Source organism: Aureivirga marina (assembly GCF_015767265.1).
Classification (GTDB): domain Bacteria; phylum Bacteroidota; class Bacteroidia; order Flavobacteriales; family Flavobacteriaceae; genus Aureivirga; species Aureivirga marina.
Window position 1 is genome coordinate 154,127 of record NZ_JADPIB010000002.1, and the last position, 17,620, is coordinate 171,746.

Consider the following 17,620-nt stretch of genomic DNA (forward strand, 5'->3'; position numbering starts at 1 on the left):
TATGCAATCACACGCTGAAAAACTTAGCCTATTATCACAATTAATTCAGTTCGCAAAAAGTGATGCTCCACTAAATGCAGATGAATATAATTTTATCGTAAATATTGCAGAGCAATTAGGTGTAGAAAAATCTGAATTAAACTCGCTTTTGGTAAAAAAGGTTGCTATTGAAATACCTAAAGAAGAAAGCGATCGAATTGTACAATTTCATCGATTGGTTTTGTTGATGAATATTGATGACACCAATAAAGATACAGAATTAGAAATGATTCGTAATATTGGTTTAAAAATGGGACTTAGTCCAATTGCTACAGACAAAGTATTGGAAACAATGCATCGCTATGAAGATAAAATTGTTCCTACGGATGTTTTAATCTCTATTTTCCAAAGACATTATAATTAATTTCTTAATATCTCTCTTTCTTTTTTGAAACTTTCCTTTTCCTTCGATTTTTCTAAGGAATAAGTCGAGATTTTTGTTATATCTTTTTGTTCCATTCTTCTACAAAAGGATGACGTTATAATCCTTAAATCAATAAAATCATTCCATATATTCTTACAACTGGAATTCCAAAAAACTTTCTATTTAACCTTCTAGATTCTTTCTTAATATTATAATTAGTATTGAATATTTTAAATACGCTTTATTAAATTTTATTTCAATAAAAAAACTCCTAATAATATTCAAAATTAGGAGTTCTTATTTATATGAATTTCAATTTATTCTTTAATCCATTTAATTAATTTATTACCATCGATTGTAGAAATCGAGATAAAATAAATTCCAGATTTTAATTCATTTACGTTCAAAGAATATTCAGTGGTTTCTTTTTCAAATTCTTTAACATAAACTAATTCTCCAAGCAAATTAAAAAGCTCTAATTTTACTAAATCAAATTCACTTTTTACTTGAATCAAATTTTTTCCAGGATTTGGGTATAATTCAAATTCTTGATTTTGTTCAAATGCATTATCATTGTTATTATTATCTGCTTCAATAATTCCAACTTGAGTTTTTTCTGTATTGGTTACAATTGCTTCGTTGAAATCAAAAAATATTTCTGCTGTATTTTCGATTACATCTTCCAATTCTAAAGTGTCTAAAGTTTTGATTTTAAAAACTACATATCCATCATTATTTTCATCATCAAATGGTAAAAATATATTTTGAAATATAAATGTAGCTTTATTCCCTTTCACTCTTACTTCACAAGAATGACTATAATCAACCAATTGTAATGTTGAAACATCAAACATTTCTGGGTTTAAATTATCTTCTACAACAACATTTACGGCACTTGCTGTTCCTTCATTTTCAAAACGAATTCTATAGTGAATATAATCCCCTATTAACTCTTCATCTATTGCTTTTCCTTCCAAACAAGTTTTGTCATTTGGATCATAAGAATTTACAACTACTTGTTCTATTTTATGAGAAACAGTTTGTGGTGACTCTGAATCTAAAGCAAAACTTCCTGTTACTGTAAAAGGTAATTTTGAATCTGAATCTAATGCTGGATCTTCCTGGGGAGAATTTAAATTTAATGTAACAAAAATTTCTCCTTTCTCAAAAGGTTGTAAATTTTCATATGACCAAGTTAAATTTCCTGTAGAATTTGATTCATACATTGGATTAGCATTTACAAAATCTAAAACTAAATCGTCATACAAGAAATCTATATTACCAGAAAGTACTGTATTTCCTTTATTTTTATAAATAATTTTATATTCAGCATCAAAACCTGGACGAGCACTACCAATTGGAAATACTGTAATTTCTAAATTATTTTTTACTCCATTAGGTCTTAAGCAAAAATTATGAATAAATGTTGTTAAATTATTTTGATTTGGAAAAGAAACTTCTATACTTTCAGGTGTAAATGTAAAATATTCGGGATGTTCATTTGTAGGTGTAATTGTATAAGTACCTTCATCTAAATAAATAGAATAATTACCATCTTCATCAGAAACATATGCTCCTGATTCTATACCATCTGTGATTTGAAATTTGACATTTGGAGTTATTTCAGAATCATCTATACAATATTCATTTAAGGAATAATTAACAACACCTTTTACTTTATAAGAAGATTCTAATGGATTATAAGAACAAAGAGAATCTACAATACAAGTTAAATTCCCATTATATTCTAACCTATTTTTATAAGATTCTACTTTTTCAGAATTTACACATAAATATTCTAAAAGACCGAATCTAAAACTAAAATTAGAATATGAGCTATAATCATCATTTTTTAAATACAAATATTTTAATTTCACATGGCAAGTTAAAATAAATAGGTTTTTATTTTGACGTAAATCTAAACTTGTTAAATTTATTTTACTCAATGCCAAATGACGTAATAATATATTTTGAGTTAAATCTAATTCTGTCGTACTCTCAATAAAATATAAAATTAAAACTTCTAATAATGTATTTTGAGTTAAATCTAAAGCTGTTATATTATTAGCGCTAAATATATTTAATCCTCTTAGTAATGTATTTTGAGTTAAATCTAAAGCTGTTATATAATCAAAATAGGATAAATTTAAATTAGTTAACAATGTGTTTTGAGTTAAGTCTAAATTTAATATATCTAGACCTACTAAATTTAATATATTTAACAATGTATTTTGAGTTAAATCTAATTCTGTTATATCTAAATACTCTAAGGCTAAAGTTTGTAATAATATATTTTGGGTTAAATCCAATTCTGTTATATCTAAAACCTCTAAAATCAAAGTATTTAATAATGTGTTTTGGGTTAGATCCAAAGATGTTAGAGAAGGTATAGAAAAAGAAGAATTCCATATTTTTAAATCCTTTAATAATGTATTTTGGGTTAAATCCAAAGATGTTAAATACGTATTATGTAATTTTATATTCTCTAATAATATGTTTTGTGTTAAATCTAAAGTTGTTAAATGCAATTTGTATAAACCTAAAGAATCTAACAATGTATTTTGAGTTAAATCTAAAGTTGTTAAATCTAATTCACCTAATTTTAAAGTATTTAATAATACATTTTGGGTTAAATCCAGAGATGTAATTGAAATCTGAGCATCATCCCTTGATATTTCTAATTTCTTTAATAATGTATTTTGTGTTAAATCTAAGGATGTAATATTCAACTTAGATATAACTAAATTTTCCAATAAAGTATTTTGTGTTAGATCTAAGCTGTTTAAATTATCTAGAGAACTTAAATCTAAAGTTTTCAAAAATAAATTTTGAGACAAATTAATATTTTGTACTTTGAGACGATTAAGTTTAAGATTTTCAATATTTTTAAAATAAATTAATTCTTCAAAGGAAAAGACATCATAATGAATAGCATTAATTCTAAGCCCCTTAACAGCTTCAGCTTCTTCAATAGATATCTCTCCATCATCATTAGTGTCAACTGCAGAATTATACTCACCATCTCCTGTTAAATCAGCTATAGGTCTATTAACCAATACAAATTTTACATCATTATCTTCAAATTCAATGTTTTGTGCATATAAGAATGTATTAACTAATAAAAATAAAAGTAAAAGGTATTTTTTTTTCATATAATATTTATTTTAAATCAAAATGATTTAATTTTTGCAAAATTATAAAATATTTAATTAAATTAAATATATGATTTAAACCTATTTTTTAAAATTCAATAACATTTAATCATTTCTTTTTTTTATTTTTAAATAAACTAAACAATATGTTTTTCTTTAAAAAAAGCTATCATTTTCCAACTTTCAATATGCTAAAAATCCGTACCTTTGAAATCGATTAAAAACATAAGAAATACACAAATGAGTGCAGAAATAAGAAACTTAGAGCCAAAAGCTTTATGGAACAATTTTGCAGATTTAAATGCTGTTCCTAGACCTTCGAAAAAAGAAGAAAAAGTAATCAACTTTATGGTAGAATTTGGTGAGAAATTAGGATTAAAAACAGTGGTTGATCCTGTTGGAAATGTAATTATCAAAAAACCTGCTACAGAAGGAATGGAAAATCGTAAAAAAATTGTGATGCAATCACATTTAGATATGGTTTGCCAAAAAAATGCAGATACAGAATTTGATTTCGAAACAGAAGGAATTAAAATGTATGTGGATAATGGTTGGGTTACTGCAAAAGGAACAACTTTAGGAGCTGACAATGGTTTAGGTGTTGCTGCAATTATGAGTGTTTTAGAATCTACAGATATTGCACACCCTGCAATTGAAGCACTTTTCACAATCGATGAGGAAACTGGAATGACTGGAGCAATGGGATTACAAGCTGGTTATTTAACTGGAGAAATCTTATTGAATCTAGACACAGAAGAAGATGATGAAATCGATATGGGATGTGCAGGTGGAATTGATATTACTGCTACAAAATCATATACAGAAGAAGCTGCAAATGGAACAACTTTCGAAATTGCTGTTCGTGGTTTAAACGGAGGACATTCAGGAATGGATATCATCAAAGGTTTAGGAAATGCAAACAAAATCATGAATCGTATTTTATATGCGACAATGGAAGAAATGCAAATTTCAGAAATCAATGGAGGAAGTTTGAGAAATGCAATTCCAAGAGAGAGTTTTGCAAAAGTTGTTGTTAATAACAAAGAAAATTTCTTGGCTAAAGGAACCGAGATTGCAAATACAATCAAAGAAGAATACAAAACTTTAGAAGAGAATTTAGAAATTACTTTCGTAGAAACAGAAGCTTCTGAAAAAGTAATGACTAAAGAAGAACAAAAATTTGTAATCCAAGCAATTTATGCAGCACATAATGGAGTTTACAGAATGAGTCCTGATATGGAAGATTTAGTGGAAACTTCAAATAATATTGCAAGAGTAATCGTAAAAGATGGTTCTATAAAAATTGGATGTTTAACACGTTCTTCAGTAGAGTCTACAAAAATGGATTTAGCTTATGATTTAAAAGCCGTTTTTGAATTAGCTAAATTTGAAGTAGAATTTTCTGGTTCTTACCCAGGTTGGAAACCAAATGTTAATTCACCAATCTTAAAAGTGATGACAAAATTATATGAGGATTTATTCGATAGCAAACCAAATGTAGTTGCTTGTCATGCTGGATTAGAATGTGGAATTTTAGGAACAAATTATCCAGAAATGGATATGATTTCTTTTGGACCAAACATTCGTGGAGCGCATTCACCAGATGAGAGAGCAGAAGTAAAATCAGCACAAAAATTCTGGAAATATTTAATTGAAATTTTAAAAAATATTCCAGTTAAAGCATAAATCAAGAAAGAAAGCTATCAAAATTTGATAGCTTTTTTTATTTAATGTAACATTTCTCTAAAAAAAGCTTCTAATAAATCAAAAAAAGTACTGAGAATCACTTAATTGAAAAACCAACATAAAATGCTAATTAATCATTCTATTTTATGTACCTTTGCACCGATTTTTCACTTAATTAAGTGATTTCGATTTTTGAAATTTAATATTAAAAAATGGAGGAAAAAAAATTTGACGTAAAGTCCTTATTAGGGATGACATTGCTGTTTGGGCTAATGTTAGTATTCTTTTATTTGAATCAACCATCAGAGGAAGAACTAGCGGCGCAAGAAAAAGCAGCAAAAGTAAATGATTCAATTGCAGCAGCGCAAAAAGAAATTACAAGTCCAAAAACGGCATCTTACACAGATATGCCAGATTCATTGGCATTAGAAAAAGCAAAAGGAGAATTAGGACATTTTGCTTATAGTGCAGCAAAAGCACAAGACAAAACTACAGAATTAAAAAATGATTTAGTTAAGTTTGAAATTTCGAATAAAGGAGGGTTTATTCATCAAGCAGAGCTTTTAACTTATAAAACTTATGATTCATTACCATTATATTTAATCAAAGATGGTAGTGCGAAATTCAACTTATCTTTTCAAACATCAGATAATAGAACATTAAATTCAGAAGATTTATTCTTCGAGCCTAACCTAACTAAAAACGGAGAGAATCAAGTTCTTTCTATGAAACTTAAAGTTTCTGAAACACAATTTTTAGAATATCGATATGAGATGAAACCAAATGATTATATGGTTGATTTCTCTATTCGTTCACAAGGTTTAGGAAATGTATTTAATTCATCACAGCCAATTCAATTAACTTGGAAAGCAGAAGGATTACGTCATGAAAAAAGCATGAAGTATGAAAACCAACACACTGCTTTATATTACGAGTTAGATGGAGATAAAGTAGATTATTTATCTGTTGGTGGTGATGATGATGAAAAAGAAGAAAATGTAACTTGGGTTGGATTTAAACAACACTTCTTCTCTTCTATTTTAATTACAGACAAAGCTTTCAAAACTGCAGAATTAAATAGTAAAAACATTTTTAAAGATGTTGAAACAGACACTACTATTACAAAAGATTTTGCAATGGTTACTCCTTTAGAATTAAATGGAGGAGAATTAAATTATAACATGAAATGGTTTTATGGACCAAATGATTATAATTTATTAAAAGATAAATATAGTAACTATAATCTTTATGAAATTGTTGATTTAGGTTGGGGAATTTTTGGTGTAATTAACCAATATATTTTCTATCCTATTTTTGATTTATTACAAGGGTTTGGATTAAACTACGGAATCTTAATTATCTTAATGACAATTGTTGTTCGTATTATCATGTCTCCACTAGTTTATAAATCATATTTATCTAGTGCGAAAATGAAAGTTCTACGTCCAGAAATTACTGAGATTAATGATAGACTTCCTGGAAAAGAAAACGCAATGAAGCGTCAACAAGAAACGATGAAATTATATGGTAAAGCTGGTGTAAGTCCAATGGCGGGATGTATTCCTGCATTGTTACAAATGCCTATTTTCTTTGCTTTATTCCGCTTCTTCCCATCGAATATCGATTTGAGACAAAAAGGATTCTTATGGGCGACAGATTTATCTTCTTATGATTCTATTTTAACTTTACCGTTTAATATTCCAATTTACGGTGATCACGTAGGTTTATTCCCAATCTTAGCTGCAATTGCTATTTTCTTTTACATGAGAATGAGTCAAAGTCAGCAAATGAATATGCAACAACCTACACAAGAAGGAATGCCAGATATGCAAAAAATGATGAAGATGATGATGTATTTCTCTCCTATCATGATGTTGGTATTCTTTAACTTGTATGCTAGTTCGTTAAGTTTATACTATTTTGTATCTAACTTATTAACAATCATCATTATGTTTGTAATTAAAAATTACATTATTAATGAAGATAAAATTCATGCACAAATTCAAGAAAACAAGCAAAAACCTAAGAAACAATCTAAGTTTAAGCAACGTTTAGAAGATGCAATGAAACAAGCACAAGAGCAACAAGAAAAGCAAAAAAGAAAGTAAATTTTACTTAATTTTATAAAATTAAAAGCCATCTTAAGTTATTTTAAGATGGCTTTTTTTATATCATTTTTTTTCTTTCAAAGAGAAAACTTCCCTTTATATAAAATGTATTCATTCTAGTTATTTATTAAATATTTATTGAAATATCTGGCTTTTTAATTATTATATAAACTACACCAAAAAAACATTTTATTTAAAAGAACTCTTTATACAGTTTAAATTTCACAACTTTTCTAAAATCCTTTATTGATTAGTGAATAATTACCACTTTTCTTAGAAGAAAATGTATGTTTTCAATATAATTTTAAAATTAAATAATTATCAAATTACACTTCTAACTGTGAATCATAAGCTTATATTTTATATTATATTTAAAATTTCTCGTATTTACAATGTTATATATTAAATTTAACCTAATAATTTAATTTATAAATAAAAAATTAACGTTTTATTAAAATTATTATTTTATAATAAAAAATATACATATTTTTAGCCAATAAATATTTAAGAATCCTAAAACGAATAATTTTTATGAAAAAAATTACTTTATTATTTTTTCTGCTCACACTCCCTTTGCTTAGTTGGAAAGCTCAAGCACAGTGTCCAGATGGTGAAACTACTGTTCACCTGAGTGTATACGGCGGAAGTGGTTTTGGTGAAGAATGGGTAAGTATTACTTCTGAAGAAAATGGTGAAGGTGACGTTATCTGGCAACAAGGTGATGAAATCGGAGAAAATTCTGGAACTATTGAAGTTGATATTTGTATCCCTACTGGTCAAACACTATATATAAACGCTTACGATAAATTCGATGGTGGTTGGGAAGGAGTAAAATATAAACTTACAGACCCTTCTGGTACCATTGTAATTGCTGACAACGGAGATGTTTCTCCTGATGATGGAAATGAGGATGGTAGTTCAGCTGCTTGGACAGATGATGACATCGAAGTTTCTGAAGAATTTATGTATACACCTCCTACATGTCCAGCACCATCAAATATTGATGTAACTGCGATGGCTACTACAGCTGATATTACTTGGGCTACAGGAAGTGCAACTGCTTGGGAAATTATCGTACAAGAAGAAGGTGAAGCTGCTCCTGGAGATGATACTACAGGAACAGATGTTGATACTACTCCATCTTATTCTGCAACAAGTTTAACTGAAAATACTTCTTATACTATATATGTTAGAGATGTATGTGCAGCAGACGATAAAAGTTCTTGGACTTCAATGACTTTTACAACTCCTTATGCATGTCCATTCCCAACAGAATTAAATGTTTCTGGAATTACTGGTGAAGGAGCAACAGTAACTTGGGTTACTGGTGGTTCTACTACTTGGGAAATCATTATTCAAACTGCTGGAAATGATGCTCCAACTGAAACTTCTACAGGAACAGAGGTTACAACAACTTCTTCTTATGAAGCATCTGATTTAAATGGTGTAACACAATACGAAGTTTATGTAAGAGATATCTGTTCTGATGATGAGAAAAGTTTATGGACTGGTCCATTTTCATTTGAAACTCTTTGTGCTACTGTAATTCCTTATTATAATCAAAATTTTGCTTCTTACATCCCTAATTGTTGGGAAGAAGCAACTGGTGGAACAGTAACTACAGGACCTGCTACTTTTACAGGAAATTCTTGGATTCAAGATGATTTTGGTAATGACACTGGTCATATCAATGGAAAATCTGCAAGATATGAGTTATGGCAATCAGGGGCAATGGATTGGTTAGTTTCTCCAACTTTCGAAATCCCAGCAGATGAAGCTCACGAATTGAATTTCGATATTGCTTTAACAAAATGGAATAACACAGATAGTGAACCACTTGGTGGAGAACACTATGTTCACTTATTATATACAAATGATGGTGGAACAACTTGGAATACTATCCAAACTTGGGATAGTGACTCTGTTGTTTCAAACACTGGAGATAACATTAATATCTCATTAGAAACTATTACTGGTACAGTAAGATTTGCTTTCTTAGCTCAAGAAATCGCTGAAGGAGGAGATGCTAATTTTTATGTTGATAACTTCTCTGTAAGAACTCCACCAACTTGTCCTGTTCCTTCTGAATTAACTTTAGGTAATATATCTGATACTACAGCTGAAATTAGCTGGACTACTGGAGGTGCAACTTCATGGGATGTAATTTATTTAACAGCAGGTTCTCCTTTTCCTTCTGAAGATGCTACAACTAACGTTTCTACAACAACAGTTAATACTAATTATGAAGTTACTGGATTATCTCCTGTTACTGAATATGATGTTTATGTAAGAGATATTTGTGCAGATGATGACAAAAGTTATTGGGTAGGACCTATTACTTTCACAACAGAATGTGCAGCTTTTGATATTACTTATGTTGAAAACTATGATGAATATATCCCTAATTGCTGGGAAGAAGCAACTGCTGGAACTTTAACTGATGGTCCAGAAAATTTTGGAAGTTCAGTTTGGACACAAGATGATTTCGGAAATAATACTACAGGAGCTAATGGAGAATCTGCAAGAACAAACTTATTTGGTTCTGGTAGTTTACAATGGTTAATATCTCCACTAATTATTGTTCCAAATGATGGTTCTACTTATCAAGTAAACTATGATGCTGCTTTAACTGGTTTCTCAAATCAAAATGAAGCTGAAATTGGAGCAGGTCATGCAGTTTATGTTTTATATAAATTACAATCTGAAACAGAATGGACTACGATTGCTACATATAACTCAACTACTACTGTTTCTAATACTGGTCAAAATGATAGTGCATATTTAGAAGGTATCTCTGGTACTGTACAAATCGCTTTTGTTTCTGAAGAACTTGCTTCAGGAGGTGATACTAATTTTTATATTGATAATTTCAAAATTGAACAAGCACCAACTTGTTTAACTCCAAATGGATTAATTGCTGGAAGTATTACCGCTAACACAGCTGAATTAGAGTGGAATGGTGGAAATGGTGAATCATGGGATATTGTAATTCAAGAAGAAGGTGCTGGAGCTCCAGATGATACAACAGTTCCAACTGTTGAAGCTCACACTGAACAAACTTACACTGTTACAGCATTAACTTCAAATACAACTTACGAGTATTATATTCAATCAAATTGTGCTGGAGATGATGAATCTATTTGGGTTGGACCTTTTGTATTCTCAACTCCTTGTGATAACTTAATGCCAGCTTATAATCAAGATTTTACAACTTATCTTCCTGATTGTTGGTCAGAAGGAAATGGAGGATCTATCGCTGATGGACCATCAAATACAAATGATAATGATGATTGGGAACAAGATTCTTTTGGAAATGATGATACAAATGCTTTTGGACAATCTGCAAAAGTTCAATTATCAGGATCAGGTGGAAAAGGATGGTTAATCTCTCCAAATTTTGATATCCCTGACACAGATTTACATGAAGTAAGATTTGATATAGCTTTAACTAACTTCTCTACTGGATCTACTACAATGGATTCTGATCACTCTGTAACATTACTTTATACTAATGACTTAGGAGCAACTTGGAATACATTAGTAACTTGGAATGGTGATTCTGTAATTTCTAATACTGGTCAAGAAGAATTTGCTTATTTAAATGGAGTTAGTGGAACTGTACAATTTGCTTTCTTCGCTGATGAATCAGCTTGGGGAAGTACTTCTAATTTCTTTATTGATAACTTTAAAGTACAATTAGCTCCTTCTTGTCAACAACCAACAGAATTAGAAGGAACTGTTCTTTCAGGTACTGAAGCTACTTTAGTTTGGAATGGTGGAAATGGAACATCTTGGGATATCGTAATTCAAGATGCTGGAACTGGAACTCCTACTGAAACTACAACAATTACTGTTGAAGATCATGATGCAACAACATATGATGCAACAACTTTAACTCCTTTAACAGATTATGAGTATTATGTAAGAAGCACTTGTTCTGATACAGAAGATAGTTTCTGGTCTGGACCATTTACTTTCTCTACTCCATGTGCAAACTATACTCCTGAATATTTAGAGCAATTCGAAACATTCTTAGCTGAATGTTGGGAAGAAGGTACTGCTGGAACTTTAACAGAAGGACCTGACTCTATAGGAAGTGCATCTTGGACTGGTGATGATTTCGTAAATGATACATCTCACATGAACGTAAGATCTGCTAAAATCAATATTTTTGGTTCTTCAGGATCTTATAACTGGTTAATTTCTCCAAACATTGATATTCCAGATACAGAAACTCATGAAGTTTCTTTCGACTTAGGATTAACTTCTTGGAATAATACAAATGAAGCTACATTAGGAGAATCTCAAACTGTAAATTTATTGTATACAAATGATGGTGGTACTACTTGGAACACTTTAAAAACTTGGGACAATACTACTCCAATTTCTAATACAGGACAATTCGAATTTGTAACATTAGATGGAATTTCTGGTGTTGTTAAATTTGCAATGGTTACACTTTCTCAAAGTTCTGGTGATGTTGATTTCTTCATGGATAACTTTAGAGTAAGAATTGCTCCTTCTTGTATTCAACCTACTAACTTAATTGTAGATAATATTTTAGCAACAAGTGCTGATATTGAATGGACTGCAGGTAGTGGTTCTTCTTGGGATATCATCATTCAAACTGCTAACTTTGATGATCCTAATGCTGATTCTACTCCAACTGTTGCTCAACATGATGCTACATCATATGAAGCTACTGGATTAGAACCAAGTACTTTATATGAAGTTTATGTAAGAGATTACTGTTCTGCTGATGATCAAAGTTTCTGGACTGGTCCATATACATTCACAACACCATGTGCTGACTTTAATGAAATTCCATATTTAGAAGGATTTAATTCATTTACAGCTTCTGAAGAATGTTGGACTGTTTTAAATGCAAATACTGATTCTGATGAATGGGATTTAGATTTTGATGGAACTTTCTCTGAAGGAGATCAATCTGCAAGTTTAAAAACTGACTTAAACAATGGAAATAACAATGATTTCTTAGTTTCTCCAGGAATTAACTTAACAGGTGATGATATTTTAAGATTCAAATTTAAAGTTGGTTCTGAAATTCAAGGAGATAAATTCCAAATTTTAGTTTCAGAAGAAAATAATTTTGATTTATATACTCCTGACGCTGATGGAAATGATGCAACAAATGGAATTACAGTATTATTAGCTGCTCCAAATGATGTTTATTCTAATATTGAATTTGAGCAAGTAGAAATTGATTTATCTTCAATGTCTGGAGTTCATTTCTTCGCATGGCATGTACCAAATACTCCAGGTGAAGATGGAACTAGCATCACAATTGATGATGTGAAGTTTATCCCAACTCCTAACTGTACTGCTCCAACAAATATCATGACTTCTGATATTACAGATACTTCTGCTACATTAAGCTGGGATGATCCAGGAAATGTTGGAAACTTTGATGTTGCTGCTGTTCCTTTTGGAGCTGGATTACCAACAACTTGGACTGAAGTTACTGCAACTTCTTATAACTTTACAGGATTAGATCCAAATACTAAATATGACTTATATGTAAGATCTGTTTGTGAGGATAACATTAACGAAAGTGAGTGGAGTGACCCTCAACACATCAAAACTGCATGTGGTGTAATTGATAGTTTACCTTGGATTGAAGATTTCGAAGCTATGGAAGAAGTAGGTGTAGATATCTTACCAGAATGTATGGAAGGTGAAGGTGTTTATTACATGTCATTAGATCAACCTGCTACATTTAACAGATCTGCTTATAGTGGTGATAATTATGTTGCAATTGATTTTAATTCTGATGCTTGGATTAAAACTCCATATTTTAACTTAGACAAAGACAAAAACTATAAATTAAAATTCAAATATAGCACAAGTGGATTCGCTGGATTCCAATTCTCAGCTTGGTTTGGAACTTCAAGAGATGTATCTAGTTATGAAGGACATCCAATTGGATTTACAATGGGTGATGATGCTGGAGAACAACTTGTAAATGAAGAATATGTTGAGTATAGTGCTGTATTCTCTCCTTTAGAAAGTGGAAATCACTCAATTGGATTACACTTTGTATCTGATAACATTGCTTTCTTCTTAAATATTGATGATATCGAATTAGAAGAAACTACAGATGAAGTAACAAATCCAATTAATATCGGAGTTGATGACTTTGCTTTAGAAGGATTAAACTTATATCCAAACCCAACTTCAGATATCTTGAATGTTGAGTATCAAAAATCTATTGATGCAATTTCAATTGTAAACTTATTAGGACAAGAAGTAATTAACATTGCTCCTAACACTAATAAGCAAAGAATTGATTTAAGCGAATTAGCTACTGGTACTTATATCGTAAAAGTTGTTTCTGGAAACGATTTTGGAACATATAAGATTATGAAAAACTAGGTTTTTTTAAATATTTTAAATTAAAAGCTCTCATTTTATGAGAGCTTTTTTTTTATATGTACTTTTGGTGAAAATATCTTAATTTCATTTAAGCTAAAAATTTATTGGCTTAGGGATTGAAGAGAAAAGCTTTTCTTTTTGAAAATTAAAAATCCTTAACAAAAAGTAGCGACCAGCGGATGCTCACGGATTGTTTTAGGAGTTTTTATTTGAAAAAAGAAAACTTACAACGAAAAGCCCGACCTTTTTTGACTTTATTCAAAAAAGGAAAGCTCCAAAATATTTAAATAAAGAAACATTGAAATTTTCACTTGTAATACCAGTTTATAACCGACCTGAAGAAATAAATGAACTGCTGGATAGTTTGACAAAGCAGCAGAAATTTGAAGATGATTTTGAAATAATTATCGTGGAAGATGGTTCTGATAAAACTTCAAAAAATATCGTAGAGAAATATAACAATTCTCTAAATATTCATTATTATTTTAAAGAAAATTCGGGTGCTGGACAAAGTAGAAATTACGGAATGGAAAGAGCCAATGGTGATTATTTTATCATTTTAGATTCTGATTGTATTATTCCTGAATTTTATTTATTTAATGTTTCAGAAGCTTTAAAAAAACAATATACAGATGCTTTTGGCGGACCAGATGCTGCACATGATTCGTTTACGATAACACAAAAAGCAATTAATTATTCGATGACTTCCTTATTGACAACTGGAGGAATTCGAGGAAAAAAAAATGGAATTGGGAAGTTTCAATTGCGAAGTTTCAATATGGGAATTTCAAAAAAAGCTTTTGAAAAAACGAATGGATTTAGCAAAATGAAATATGGAGAAGATATTGATATGACATTTCGACTTTGGGAAAATAGATTTGAAACACAATTAATTCCATCAGCATTTGTCTATCATAAAAGAAGAGCTACATTAAAAGCATTCTTCAAACAAACATATAATTTCGGTACTGCGCGACCTATTTTAAATAGAAAATATCCAGAATCTAGAAAACTTACTTTCTGGTTTCCTTCTTTATTTGTATTGTTTTTCATATTTGCAATTATTTGTAGTTTCTTTCAATTTTATATTCCATTTTATTTTATCGGAGTTTATTTAGCTTTAAATTTCTTTGCATCTACCCTTTTAAATAAAAATGCTATTGTCGGACTTTTATCTATAATTACAACAATTGTTCAATTTTTTGGATATGGTTTAGGATTTTTAAAGAGTAAATTATTTTAAATATTTTTGAAGTATGAATTTTGAAAAAACAACTGAAAAAGACTCGAATTACAATCATTTAGAAAAAATGAGTGTACATGAGCTTCTTTTAAATATAAATAATGAAGATCAAAAAGTTGCAAATGCAGTTTTAGAAGCAATTCCTATGATTGAAAAATTTGTAGAAGAATTGGTTTTAAAATTAAAAAAAGGAGGAAGACTTTTTTACATCGGAGCTGGCACAAGTGGGCGATTAGGAATTTTAGATGCTTCAGAATGTCCACCAACATTTGGAGTTTCACATGATGTCGTAATAGGATTAATTGCAGGTGGAGATACAGCAATTAGAAAAGCTGTTGAAAATGCAGAAGACGACAAAGAACAAGCTTGGAAAGACTTAAATCAATATCAAATTACTGAAAATGATTCAGTTGTTGGAATTGCTGCTTCAGGTACAACACCATATGTGATTGGAGGAATTGAGCAAGCAACAAAATTTGGCTGCACAACAGCTTGTATAACTTGTAATGAAAAGAGTCCATTATCGACAGTTGCTACATATCCTATAGAAGTCATTGTTGGACCAGAATTTGTGACAGGTAGTTCTAGAATGAAAGCGGGAACTGCGCAAAAGATGGTTTTAAACATGATTTCTACTTCAGCAATGATTCAATTGGGAAGAATCAAAGGGAATAAAATGGTAGATATGCAGCTTTCGAATGATAAATTAGTCAATCGTGGAACTCGAATGTTAATGGAAGAATTACAGATTGAAGAATCAGAAGCAAAACAACTTTTAGAAAAATATAAAGGCGTTCGAAATGCATTAAATAATTATAAAAAATGAGCACAGACAAAACTAAACTTGCAAGAGGAATAAAATACGAAGCTGGTGCATTACCATTAATTCTACTTGCTCCTTTCTTAATAAATATTGGCTTTAAAGCTATTAAAAGAAACGATAATTACTTATTTTTAATAGTAGGAATCATTGTAGCTATTATTGCTGTCGTTTTAGGAGTGATAGGTATACGAATTATTTTAAGTGCATTGTTTGACAAAAATGAAGAAAGTAAGTAATTTCAAAAAAATTTTTCAATGGGAATATTGGCCATCTTATATGTTTTATGTTCCTATAATCCCTTACGCAGTTTATTTAGCTTTAAAAAGTAGAAATTTTGTGTTTTTTTCTGCCACAAATCCAGCAATAAAGCATTCTGGAAATGGAGCAGAATCAAAATATAAAACGATACAATTAATTCCAGAAGAATTTCGTCCAAAAACAATTCTTGTAAAAAAGAAACATACGTTTAAAGAAACGCTTAAACAACTTGAAGAAGCTGGAATTAATTTTCCTTTAATCGCAAAACCAGATATTGGTTTTAGAGGATTATTGGTTAAAAAAATTGATACACCAGAGGTTTTAAAAACATATTTAAAACAATATAAAATTCCAATTATCATTCAAGAATTTGTTGCACATCCAAATGAATGTGGAATATTTTATTATCGAATTCCAGGAGAGAAAAAAGGTCAAATTTCTTCGATTACAATTAAAAAGTATTTGACTGTTTTAGGTAACGGAAAAAATACATTAGAAGAATTAATTGTAAATGATGAAAGAGCGCAATTTTATTTAGAATTAATGAGAGAAATTCATGGAGAAGATTTAAAAATCATTCCTAAAAAAGAAGAATCTGTTCTTTTAAATGTCATTGGAAATCATGCAAAAGGAACACAATTTTTCGATGGAAATCATTTAATTGATGAAAAATTAATTGCTAGTTTCGATAGTTTAAATGAGCAAATAAATGGTTGGTATTATGGACGTTTAGATATCAAATATGATAATTTTGAAGATTTAAAAAAAGGAAAAAACTTTAAAATCCTTGAAATTAATGGAATTATAGCAGAGCCAACACATATTTATGATGCTACAAATCAGAGTTATTTAAATTCTTTAAAAACCATCACAGAACATTGGAAAGTGATTCAGCAAATTGCTACCAAAAACCATGAAAATCATGGAATTCCTTATGCAAAAGCATCTAATTTTATAAAGGATATTAAAGAATTATTGGCTTATACAAAAAAAATAAAGGAGCTAACTAATTCTTAGCTCCTACCATTTGTTTTTCTTTAGGTGTAGATGGATTAAATCCAAAATCTTCATCAGGTAATTCAATATTAAGCTGTGAAATAATGTATCCAATACTTGCATAATGGTGTATTGCATGGCTATGTGCTTGAATTAATGCACTTGCTAATGTATAATTTACACTCACTTCTCCTAATCCTAAATCATCTGATACTGTAATTATTTTATTGAAATCTGAATCGGCTAATTCAAGAAGTCTTTCTTTAGTTTTCTCAAAATATGCAATCCCTTCTGAAGTCTTTGTTTCAGCTAATGGGTTTCTTTTTCTCGCTACTAAATTTACTCTCTCCTCCGGCAAACCATCAAAAATACAATCAAATACATCTAAAATATGTCGCATGTGACCTCCTATACTAGAATAATAAGGAGCAACAGATTTATCGCTGTATTGTTCATCAGTGATTGATTCCAATAATTTGATACCTCGATCCAAATTTTTTTCAATAGCTTTTATCATCTTAAAAATTAATTTGTTATTACCCTGTCTGACGTAAATAT

The 17,620-nt window shown here is 29.8% G+C and carries 10 protein-coding genes; 8 read left to right on the forward strand and 2 right to left on the reverse strand.

Annotated elements, in window-relative coordinates; translation table 11 throughout:
- The first annotated feature begins 1 nt into the window (after position 1).
- Entirely contained in the window at positions 2 to 403 is a 402-nt protein-coding gene (locus I1A51_RS04820) for a TerB family tellurite resistance protein (protein ID WP_196891621.1), read from the forward strand.
- Positions 404 to 720: 317 nt separating this feature from the next.
- Here the strand turns inward: I1A51_RS04820 and I1A51_RS04825 are convergent, their stop codons facing one another.
- Entirely contained in the window at positions 721 to 3,555 is a 2,835-nt protein-coding gene (locus tag I1A51_RS04825) for a DUF7619 domain-containing protein (protein WP_196891622.1), read from the reverse strand.
- A gap of 240 nt (positions 3,556 to 3,795) precedes the next feature.
- On the opposite strand from I1A51_RS04825, the gene I1A51_RS04830 reads away from it, so the two are divergent.
- The 7 genes from I1A51_RS04830 (at position 3,796) to I1A51_RS04860 (ending at position 17,083) form a co-directional block, all read left to right on the forward strand.
- Positions 3,796 to 5,241 (forward strand): aminoacyl-histidine dipeptidase, encoded by a 1,446-nt coding sequence (locus I1A51_RS04830; RefSeq protein WP_196891624.1) that lies wholly within the window; start codon positions 3,796 to 3,798, stop codon positions 5,239 to 5,241.
- A 212-nt stretch (positions 5,242 to 5,453) separates the two neighbouring features.
- Positions 5,454 to 7,349: a membrane protein insertase YidC gene (gene yidC, locus I1A51_RS04835; RefSeq protein WP_196891625.1), complete on the forward strand. Its 1,896-nt coding sequence runs from the start codon at positions 5,454 to 5,456 to the stop codon at positions 7,347 to 7,349.
- Between the two features lie 531 nt (positions 7,350 to 7,880).
- Positions 7,881 to 13,742, forward strand: coding sequence for a fibronectin type III domain-containing protein (locus I1A51_RS04840; RefSeq protein ID WP_196891626.1), 5,862 nt, complete (start codon positions 7,881 to 7,883; stop codon positions 13,740 to 13,742).
- Positions 13,743 to 14,040: 298 nt separating this feature from the next.
- Entirely contained in the window at positions 14,041 to 14,985 is a 945-nt protein-coding gene (locus I1A51_RS04845) for a glycosyltransferase (protein ID WP_196891627.1), read from the forward strand.
- A gap of 13 nt (positions 14,986 to 14,998) precedes the next feature.
- Positions 14,999 to 15,811, forward strand: a complete 813-nt coding sequence (murQ, locus tag I1A51_RS04850; protein ID WP_196891628.1) for an N-acetylmuramic acid 6-phosphate etherase — start codon at positions 14,999 to 15,001, stop codon at positions 15,809 to 15,811.
- Positions 15,808 to 16,044, forward strand: a complete 237-nt coding sequence (locus I1A51_RS04855) for a DUF6095 family protein (RefSeq protein WP_196891629.1) — start codon at positions 15,808 to 15,810, stop codon at positions 16,042 to 16,044. The genes murQ and I1A51_RS04855 overlap by 4 nt, the downstream gene beginning before the upstream one ends.
- The gene (locus tag I1A51_RS04860) at positions 16,028 to 17,083 is read left to right on the forward strand and encodes an ATP-grasp domain-containing protein (protein WP_196891630.1); all 1,056 of its coding nucleotides are present in this window, start codon (positions 16,028 to 16,030) and stop codon (positions 17,081 to 17,083) included. Before I1A51_RS04855 ends, I1A51_RS04860 begins: the two co-directional genes overlap by 17 nt.
- Here the strand turns inward: I1A51_RS04860 and I1A51_RS04865 are convergent.
- Positions 17,073 to 17,579 (reverse strand): DinB family protein, encoded by a 507-nt coding sequence (locus I1A51_RS04865; protein WP_196891631.1) that lies wholly within the window; start codon positions 17,577 to 17,579, stop codon positions 17,073 to 17,075. The two genes, I1A51_RS04860 and I1A51_RS04865, sit on opposite strands and share 11 nt — an antisense overlap.
- Between the last annotated feature and the right edge of the window lie 41 nt (positions 17,580 to 17,620).

Coding starts and splice junctions, on each gene's coding strand:
- I1A51_RS04830 (WP_196891624.1), top strand. CDS start 3,796: ATGAGTGCAGAAATAAGAAACTTAGAGCCAAAAGCTTTATGGAACAAT.
- yidC (WP_196891625.1), top strand. CDS start 5,454: ATGGAGGAAAAAAAATTTGACGTAAAGTCCTTATTAGGGATGACATTG.
- I1A51_RS04865 (WP_196891631.1), bottom strand. CDS start 17,579: ATGATAAAAGCTATTGAAAAAAATTTGGATCGAGGTATCAAATTATTG.
- I1A51_RS04840 (WP_196891626.1), top strand. CDS start 7,881: ATGAAAAAAATTACTTTATTATTTTTTCTGCTCACACTCCCTTTGCTT.
- murQ (WP_196891628.1), top strand. CDS start 14,999: ATGAATTTTGAAAAAACAACTGAAAAAGACTCGAATTACAATCATTTA.
- I1A51_RS04855 (WP_196891629.1), top strand. CDS start 15,808: ATGAGCACAGACAAAACTAAACTTGCAAGAGGAATAAAATACGAAGCT.
- I1A51_RS04825 (WP_196891622.1), bottom strand. CDS start 3,555: ATGAAAAAAAAATACCTTTTACTTTTATTTTTATTAGTTAATACATTC.
- I1A51_RS04820 (WP_196891621.1), top strand. CDS start 2: ATGCAATCACACGCTGAAAAACTTAGCCTATTATCACAATTAATTCAG.
- I1A51_RS04860 (WP_196891630.1), top strand. CDS start 16,028: ATGAAGAAAGTAAGTAATTTCAAAAAAATTTTTCAATGGGAATATTGG.